An 8,847-nucleotide genomic window follows, 5' to 3' on the forward strand; every position below is an offset into this window, starting at 1 on the left:
ACGCCACCACCAGCACGTCGTAGGGCGACAGGCTCAACGAGTTCGCGGTGTCCAGCAGATCCGAACGCACGTACACGTCGGAGCTGGTGTTGATCAGCGTCGTCAAAATCGATTCGGCGGAACCCGATGGGTTGACGTTGAACGTCCCCGGCGCGATCAGACCCTCGATGCGGCGGTGGTCGTCGCCCATCGCCGTCACCGGCTCGATCGCCCACTGCGGCACCGACAACGCCGTCGGCGGGCGGACCTGACCCGCCGCTTTGCGCAGGTCGGCCACTGGAACACAGTGCTCGTTGCCGTCAAGGTCCACGCAGGTAGCGCGGGAGATCAAGGTGAGGATCCCCGGGGTCACCGCGTTGGTCTTCATGTCGGTGGTGTCGTCGAGCTGACGTCCCTCGGGGATGACCAGCTTGCCCACCCGGTTATGCGGGTCCGCGAGCCGCTGCACCGCGGACTTCGCGGGGATCTCGGTGCGCATCCGGTAGTAGCCCGGCTGGATCGCCGAGATCGCGGCATTGCCGTGCGCGGCGTCGACGAATGCCCGGACCGTGCGCACCACGCCGTGGTTGAACAACGTCTCGCCGACGGCGGTGGTCGAGTCGCCGGAGTGGATCTGGATCACGATGTCGCGCTTGCCGCTGCCGGTGTAGTCGTTGTCGGAGCCGAAAACGGTGTGCCACAGCTTGGAGCCCACGAACACGGCGGCCACGACAATGACGACGAGCAGGCTGACGGCCAATCCACCGACGATGTGCCGGCGGCGACGGATGCGCCGGTCGCGGAGCCGCTCGGAGCGGCTCTTGCGATGCCGCGGCGGGCCCACCGCCTGAGGTTTGGCGCGGTCGCGGCCTGCGCTGTCAGGCACCGCCGGCCTCCCCGGGAAGGGCCGCGCGGCGCTGGTCGAGCCAGCTTTGCAGGATGGCCACCGCCGCGACCTGGTCGACGACGGCGCGTTGGCTTTTGGCGCGGACCCCGGCCGCGCGCAGCGAGCGCTGAGCGCTCACCGTGGTCAGCCGCTCGTCAGCGAGCCGCACTGGGATCGGCGCGATCCGGCGGGCCAGCGCGTCGGCGACGTCGATCGCGTCGCGGGCCGACGGGCCGGCCCGGTCGGCCAGCGTGCGCGGTAGCCCGACGACCACCTCGACCGCGTCTAGTTCGGCGGCGAGCTCAGCGAGCCGACGTAGATGCGCGCCGGAACGCTCGCGCCGCACCGTTTCCACCGGTGTGGCCAGAATGCCGTCCGGGTCGCTGCTGGCCACGCCGATGCGCACACTGCCGACGTCGATGCCCAGCCGCCGCCCCCGGCCGGGGTCGTCCCCGCCGGGCCGATCGGGCAGCCGGTGTTCTAGCGACGTCACTCAGCCGACCCGCGCTATCTCTGCACGGACCGCGTCGAGTGCAGTGTCGATGCCGGACGGGTTCTTGCCCGAGCCCTGAGCGAGGTCGGGCTTGCCGCCGCCGCGGCCGCCGACCGGTGCCGATAGCGACTTCACCAGGTCGTTGGCGCGGATGCCCAGCTCCTGGGCGGCGGGGTTGGTGGCCACGGCATACGGCACGGAGTCGTCGTCACCGCCGGCGATCAGCGCGACCACCGCGGGGTCGCTGCCGAGTTTGCCGCGGATGTCCGCGGCCAGCGAGCGCAGGTCACCAGCCGTCATCCCGCTCGACATCCGCTGCGCCACCACACGCACGTTACCGATGCGCTCGGCGCCGGCGGCAGCATTGGCTGCGGCCGCCCGCGCGTTGGCCAGCCGCATCCGTTCGAGTTCCTTCTCGGCGGCCTTGAGCCGCTCCACCAGGTTGGCCACCCGGGCCGGCACATCGTCGGAGGGGACTTTCAGCGTCGCCGACAGCCCGGCCATCAGCGCACGCTCCTTGGCCAGGTGGCGGAAGGAGTCGAGCCCGACATAGGCCTCCACCCGGCGCACCCCCGAACCGACCGACGACTCACCGAGAATCGTCACCGGGCCGATCTGCGCCGAGTTGTGCACATGCGTGCCGCCGCAGAGCTCCAGCGAGAACGGCCCGCCGATTTCGACGACCCGTACGATCTCCGGGTAGCTCTCCCCGAACAGCGCCAGCGCGCCCATTGCCTTGGCCTTGTCGAGCTGCTCGGTGAACGTGTGTACCTCGAAGTCGGCCTGCACCGCCTGATTGGTGACCTCTTCTACTTGGCCCAGCTGATCGCCGCTCAACGGGCCCTGCCAGTTGAAGTCGAAGCGCAGATATCCCGGCCGGTTCAGCGATCCGGCCTGAACGGCGTTGGGGCCCAATACTTGTCGCAGCGCAGCATGCACCATGTGGGTGCCCGAGTGGCCCTGGGTGGCGCCTTTGCGCCACTCGGGGTCCACGAACGCGATGACGGTGTCGCCTTCGACGAATTCGCCGGACTCGACGTTGACCCGGTGCACCCACAGGGTTTTGGCGATCTTCTGCACATCGGTGACCGCCGCCCTGGCGCTTTCGCTGCTGCCGGTGCCGGTGATGCTGCCAGCGTCAGCGAGCTGCCCACCCGACTCGGCATACAGCGGGGTGCGGTCCAGGATGAGTTCGACGCGGTGTGCGCCGTTGACGCTGTGCGACACTACCGGGACTCGCCTGCCGTCGACGAAGATACCCAAAACCGTTGCTTCAGAAGCCAATTCGTTGAAGCCGGTGAATTCTGTCGGGCCGGCGTCGATAAGCTCGCGGTAGGCCGAAAGATCGGCGTGCGCATGTTTGCGTGCTGCGGCGTCGGCCTTGGCGCGACGGCGCTGCTCGGCCATCAGCTCGCGGAAGCCGTGCTCGTCGACCTGCAGACCGGCCTCCGACGCCATCTCGAGGGTGAGTTCGATCGGGAAGCCGTAGGTGTCGTGCAGAGTGAAGGCATCCGAGCCGGACAGCACGGTCGAACCGGCTGCTTTGGTTGCGGTGGCGACCTCTTCGAACAGCTTCGAACCCGAGACCAGCGTGCGGTTGAACGCGGTCTCCTCGGCGACCGCGATGCGCTGGATGCGCTCGAAGTCGCTGACCAGTTCGGGATACGACGGGCCCATGGCGTCGCGCACGGTGGCCATCAGCTCGCCGACGATCGGGGTGTCGATGTCGAGAAGCTTGGCCGAGCGGATCACCCGGCGCAGCAACCGGCGCAGCACATAGCCGCGGCCATCGTTGCCGGGGCTGACCCCGTCACCGATCAGGATCGCCGCGGTGCGGCTGTGGTCCGCGATGATGCGGTAGCGCACGTCGTCGTCGTGGTTGCCGACGTCATACCCGCGCGGTGCCAGCTTGGCCACGGTATCGATGACGGGGCGCAGCAGGTCGGTTTCGTAGACGTTGTGCACGTCTTGCAGCACACAGGCCACCCGCTCCACGCCCATGCCGGTGTCGATGTTCTTGCGCGGCAACGACCCGGTGACCTCGAACTCGTCCTTGGTGCCCTCGCCGCGCTCGCTTTCCATGAACACGAGGTTCCACAGCTCGATGTAGCGGTCTTCGCTGGCGACCGGACCGCCTTCGGGCCCGAATTCCGGCCCCCGGTCGTAGTACATCTCCGACGACGGCCCGCAGGGGCCGGGGATGCCCATCGACCAGAAGTTGTCGCCCATGCCGCGGCGCTGGATGCGCTCAGCCGGCAACCCCGCGACTTCCTGCCACAGCTGCGCGGCCTCGTCGTCGTCGAGATAGACTGTCGCCCAGATTCTTTCGGAATCCAACCCGTATCCGCCGTCTTCGACGCTGTTGGTCAACAGCGTCCAGGCCAGCTCGATCGCACCGCGCTTGAAATAGTCGCCGAACGAGAAGTTGCCGGCCATCTGGAAAAACGTGTTGTGTCGGGTGGTGATGCCGACCTCGTCGATATCGGGTGTGCGGATGCATTTTTGGATGCTGGTGGCGGTTTTGTAGGGCGGCGTGCGCTGGCCCAGGAAGTACGGCACGAACTGAACCATGCCGGCGTTGACGAACAGCAAGTTGGGGTCGTCGAGGATCACCGAGGCACTCGGCACCTCGGTGTGTCCCGCTTTCACGAAATGATCAAGGAACCGTTTCCTGATCTCGTGTGTCCGCACTTTTCCGCTTCCTTTGCCGCCGCTGCACGGCTCATTTGCGACCGCATTACCCTACCGGTCTGGTTACCCGTGCTGAACAGCTAACGAATCGTGGCACCGCGTGGTGCCGAGACCCGCTGTTCCCTATGTCGCCGGCTCTGCGGCTCCGGCGACAAAAGTTAACCGCACCTTCCGTCGCGGGTTGTCCCGGTTGAGGTCGACCAGCACGACGCTTTGCCAGGTGCCCAGCAGCGGTGCGCCGTCCTGCACCGGCACCGTCACCGAGGGCGCGACGATGGCCGGCAGCAAGTGATCGGCGCCATGGCCTTCGGACCCATGCGCGTGCCGGTACCGGTCGTCCCGGGGCAGCAGCCGTTCGAGGGTGTCGACGAGGTCGTCGTCGGAGCCGGAGCCGGTCTCGATGATCGCCACCCCCGCCGTCGCATGCGGGACGAACACGTTGCACAGGCCGTCCTGGTGGCCGTCGCAGAACGAACGCACCGCGTCGGTCAGGTCGACGATCCGGCGACGCGCGGTGTCTACTTCCAGCACATCGGTATCCACGACTTCCAGCCTACGAGTCAGGCTCACGATGCTGCCAATCCCCCGGAACGGCACGGCGACTGCCCATTGCCATGCGTAATCGGCGGGTGAAAAGTATTCAGTGGATCGGTGGCGCCGCCGGGGCGCCACCCCAACAGGTGAGGGGGTCGACCCGTGTACGCACGCTCAACGACGATTGAGGCCCAACCATCGCTGATCGACGCAGGAATTGCGCACATCCGTGATGAGGTGATGCCCGCGCTGGAGCAGGTCGACGGGTGTGTGGGCATGTCGCTGCTGGTGGACCGCGAGACCGGCCGCTGCATCGCGACCAGCGCATGGGAGACCCAAGAGGCGATGCACTCCAGCGCTGAGCGGGTGCGGCCGGTGCGCGACCGGGCCGCGCAGGCATTTGGGGGCAGCCCGACCGTCGACGAATGGGAGATCGCGGTGTTGCACCGTGACCACCGCTCCGGTTCCGGCGCCTGCGTGCGGGCCACCTGGCTGAAGGTGCGGGCCGATCAGTTCGACCGGGCCATCGAGTTCTACCGGGAGTCCGTGCTGCCCGACATCGAGAAGCTCGAAGGGTTCTGCAGCGCCAGCCTGATGATCGACCGCAACTCGTGGCGTGCCGTGTCGTCGTCGACGTTCGACAGTATGGAGGCCATGCAGCGCAACGGCGACAAGGCCCGTTCGCTGCGCACCGCGCTGCTGCGCGACCTGGGCACCGACCAGTACGACGTGGGTGAGTTCGAGCTGGCGCTCGCGCACTTGCGGGTGCCCGAGCTGGTGTAGCGGCGACCGCAAGCGCGGCGAAGCCGCGCGCAGCGGGTCGCCGCCAGAGCACTAGGGCAGGGCATCGCCGGGAAATCCCCGGCACGGGTGCACTTCGAAGCGGAACACCCCGGCCTGCACCCCGGGATCGTCGTTCATGACCGCGGTGGTCTCCTCGACGGATCCGGTGAACACCCCGACACCGCACACCTCCGAGCCGTCGGTGACCGGAAGCACCACCGCGAGCAGGCCCTCGTGGCGCAGCGCGAAATTGCGCCGGCCGTGCTCCCAGATGATTGCCGGGGTGTCGTCGCCGCCGAACTTCGGTCCCTGCGTGAGGATGACGACGGTGTAGGCCCTGGCGGCGGGCAACAGCGCGTTCATTTCGTCGTCGGTGAAGGTCTTCATGCTCCTCCGTGTCGTTTTCCGCGGATGATTGCCCGCAGCCGCTCTAGCCGGCCGGCAATTTCGCGTTCCTTACCGTGTCCGGTGGGCCGGTAGTAGTCCACCCCGACCAGCTCGTTGGGCGGATACTGTTGCGCCACAACACCATCGGGGTCGTCGTGGGAGTAGCGATATCCCACCGCGTTGCCCAGCGCTGCCGCACCCGAATAGTGGCCGTCGCGCAGGTGCGCTGGCACCAGGCCAGCCTTGCCCGCTTTGATGTCGTCCATCGCCGCCGCCAGAGCAGTGGTCACCGCGTTGGACTTGGGCGCGGTGGCCAGGTGCACGGTGGCGTGCGCCAGCGTGAGCTGGGCTTCGGGCATGCCGATCAGCTGCACGGTCTGCGCGGCGGCTACCGCGGTGTGCAGCGCGGTCGGATCGGCCATGCCGATGTCCTCGCTGGCCAGGATCATCAGCCGGCGTGCGATGAACCGCGGGTCTTCGCCGGCGACAAGCATCCGGGCCAGGTAGTGCAGCGCGGCGTCGACGTCGGAGCCGCGCACCGACTTGATGAACGCGCTGATGACGTCGTAGTGCTGATCGCCGTCGCGGTCGTAGCGCACCGCCGCCTTGTCCAGCGAGCGTTCGATCGCCTCGACGGTCACCGGATCATTCGCCTCGGCTGCCACCTCCAGCGCGGTCAGCGCGCGACGGGCATCGCCGGCGGCCAGCCGGACCAGCAAGTCGACGGCGTCGGAGGCGACCTGCACCTGCCCGGCCAGGCCGCGCGGGTCCTCGATCGCACGCAGCACTACAGCGCGTACGTCGTCGCCGCTCAAGGGCCGCAGCTGCAAGATCAGCGACCGCGACAGCAGCGGGGCCACCACAGAGAACGACGGGTTTTCGGTGGTCGCCGCCACCAGCAGCACCACCCGGTTCTCCACCGCTGACAACAGGGCGTCCTGCTGGGTCTTGGAGAAGCGGTGCACCTCGTCGATGAACAGCACCGTCTGTTCGCCGTGTGCGGCGGCCTTTCGAGCGATGTCGATGACCGCGCGGACCTCTTTGACACCGGCCGACAGCGCCGAGAGCGCCTCGAACCGGCGCCCGGTCGCTTGCGAGATCAGCGCGGCCAGCGTCGTCTTGCCGCTACCCGGCGGCCCGTAGAGGATGACCGACGCCACACCGGAGCCCTCGACCAGGCGGCGCAGCGGCGACCCGGGCTGCAGCAGGTGGTCCTGCCCGACCACCTCGTCGAGGGTGGCCGGGCGCATCCGCACCGCCAGGGGCGCCGCGGCCGAAGCAGCTGGGTCGCGGTCGGTGAAGCTGGGCGCACCGGGCAGGTCGAAGAGACCGTCGGACACCGTCTCAGGTTAACCACCGACGGCGACGGCGACACGCTAGCGGCCGCGGGTCACCTCGTCGATGACGGTGTGGATGAAACCCATCTTCTCCAGCACGGGGGCCGGCAGCATGAACGGGTAGAGGTCGTCGTGGCCCATCGAGCGGTTCACCATGTTCAACGACCACGACAACGGCAGCCACATTTCGATGATGGTCCGAAAAGCGCTGGGCCCCACCGGTGGTCGTGCGAAGGTGGCGGCCGCCGGGGCGAGCCCGCAGGAGGCGCAGGTGTCAAGCGCGTCGCGGATGTGAAGGTAGTGGGCGAACGTTTCGGCCCAATCCTCGCTGGGGTGCATGGTCGCATACGACGACACGAACCGCTCCTCCCAGCCTGCGGGCGCGCCGTCGCGGTAATGCCGCTCCAGCGCGGCCTGGTAGTCGGCGTCGGGATCGCCGAACAGCTCCCGAAACCGGGCCCGGTAATCCGGTGACGGGTCGACCAGCCGGTAGAAGTAGTAGTGGCCAATCTCATGGCGGAAGTGCCCGAGCAGCGTGCGGTAGGGCTCGCCCATCTCGATGCGCAGCTGCTCGCGGTGCACGTCGTCGCCCTCGGCCAAATCCAGGGTGATGACGCCGTTGTGGTGGCCTGTCATCACCTGTTGGTGTTCGCTGGACAGCAGGTCGAATGCGAGCCCGTAGTCGGGGTCGCGGTCGCGTCCGATGATCGGCAGCTTCAGCTCGCAGAGCTCGGCGATCAGCCGTCGTTTGGCCCGCTCAGCGCGCGCAAACGCCGCCAGCGCCTTGGTGTCGGAATCGTTGGGCCGGCACCGGGTCAGCGAGCAGGACACGCAGAGCCCACCCTGGGCCACACGGACCAGCCAGTTGCATTCCGCCAGATGCATATTCGCGCACAGCTGACACTCGCGGGCGCTGACGGCGCCAGGGTACTCGACGTCGTCGGCGTCGCTGATCACCAGCAGCGCCATGTCGTCGAGCGAAAACCCCAGCGCGGCACCGCAAGACAAGCAGATCGAGTTTTCGAACGTCAGGCGCTGACCGCAGTTGGGGCAGACGAAGTCACGCATGCAGCACTCCGTCCACACACGGCACCACGTCGACGGCGACGTCGATCTCGCTGTTCTCCGAGTTGGTGTAGATGATGCCGCGCAGCGGCGGCACGTCAGCGTAGTCACGGCCCACGCCGACCACGATGTAGCGTTCGTCGACCATCTGGTCATTGGTGGGATCCATTCCCAACCAACGATTTTCCGGTGTCCACACCGCCGCCCAGGCGTGGGTGGCGTCGATGCCGACCATCCGTTCCTTGCCCGGCGGCGGGTCGGTCGCCAGATAACCCGACACGTAGCTGGCGGCCAGCCCGTTGGCGCGCAGGCAGGCGATGGCCAGCCGGGTGAAATCCTGGCAGACCCCTTCGCGCGCAACGAGCATCTCGTGCACGCCGGTCGACACCGTGGTCGAGCCGGAGCGGTAGGTGAAGTCGGCGTGGATGCGCGACGCCAGGTCGCGCAGCACGTCGATCAGGGGACGCCCCGGAACGAAGCTGGGGGCGGCGTAGTCACGCACCTCGTCGGTGATCTCCGGCGGGTCCAGGTCGAGCGTGAACTCCATCGCTAAGGCGCCATCCGGCCCGGCGGGCCGGGCTTGCTCCCACGGCGCCCGCGCCGATCCGGCGCCGTACAGCTCGGCGGGCGGCGGGTCGACCTCGACGACGGACTCGCTGGTGACGGTCAAGGTGCGGTGTGGCTCGGTGACG

At 68.0% G+C, this 8,847-nt stretch carries 9 protein-coding genes; 1 reads left to right on the forward strand and 8 read right to left on the reverse strand.

From position 1 onward, the window contains the following. From VFA16_RS03755 to VFA16_RS03770, 4 genes are all read right to left on the reverse strand, one after another. Positions 1-865: endolytic transglycosylase MltG (locus tag VFA16_RS03755; RefSeq protein WP_324966522.1), on the reverse strand; the 865-nt coding region annotated here is incomplete at its 3' end. Then, positions 858-1,358, reverse strand: a complete 501-nt coding sequence (gene ruvX / locus VFA16_RS03760) for a Holliday junction resolvase RuvX (protein WP_324966523.1) — start codon at positions 1,356-1,358, stop codon at positions 858-860. The genes ruvX and VFA16_RS03755, both read right to left, overlap by 8 nt. Next, positions 1,359-4,049: an alanine--tRNA ligase gene (alaS, locus tag VFA16_RS03765; RefSeq protein ID WP_324966524.1), complete on the reverse strand. Its 2,691-nt coding sequence runs from the start codon at positions 4,047-4,049 to the stop codon at positions 1,359-1,361. A gap of 123 nt (positions 4,050-4,172) precedes the next feature. Then, a complete protein-coding gene (locus VFA16_RS03770) occupies positions 4,173-4,580 on the reverse strand; it encodes a secondary thiamine-phosphate synthase enzyme YjbQ (RefSeq protein ID WP_324966530.1) in 408 nt (135 codons plus the stop codon). Between the two features lie 165 nt (positions 4,581-4,745). On the opposite strand from VFA16_RS03770, the gene VFA16_RS03775 reads away from it, so the two are divergent. Beyond that, on the forward strand, positions 4,746-5,366 hold the full coding sequence (locus VFA16_RS03775; protein WP_324966525.1) for an antibiotic biosynthesis monooxygenase: 621 nt from the start codon (positions 4,746-4,748) through the stop codon (positions 5,364-5,366). Positions 5,367-5,417: 51 nt separating this feature from the next. On the opposite strand, the gene VFA16_RS03780 is transcribed toward VFA16_RS03775, so the two are convergent. The 4 genes from VFA16_RS03780 to VFA16_RS03795 all read right to left on the reverse strand — a co-directional run. Next, a complete protein-coding gene (locus VFA16_RS03780; protein WP_324966526.1) occupies positions 5,418-5,753 on the reverse strand; it encodes a hypothetical protein in 336 nt (111 codons plus the stop codon). Further along, a complete protein-coding gene (locus tag VFA16_RS03785; RefSeq protein ID WP_324966527.1) occupies positions 5,750-7,093 on the reverse strand; it encodes a replication-associated recombination protein A in 1,344 nt (447 codons plus the stop codon). Before VFA16_RS03785 ends, VFA16_RS03780 begins: the two co-directional genes overlap by 4 nt. A gap of 36 nt (positions 7,094-7,129) precedes the next feature. After that, the gene (locus VFA16_RS03790) at positions 7,130-8,158 is read right to left on the reverse strand and encodes a putative zinc-binding metallopeptidase (protein ID WP_324966528.1); all 1,029 of its coding nucleotides are present in this window, start codon (positions 8,156-8,158) and stop codon (positions 7,130-7,132) included. Next, a partial coding sequence (locus tag VFA16_RS03795; RefSeq protein WP_324966529.1) for a transglutaminase family protein occupies positions 8,151-8,847 on the reverse strand: 697 nt, incomplete at its 5' end. The genes VFA16_RS03795 and VFA16_RS03790, both read right to left, overlap by 8 nt.

Source organism: Mycobacterium sp., assembly GCF_035653355.1.
Taxonomy (GTDB): Bacteria; Actinomycetota; Actinomycetes; order Mycobacteriales; family Mycobacteriaceae; genus Mycobacterium.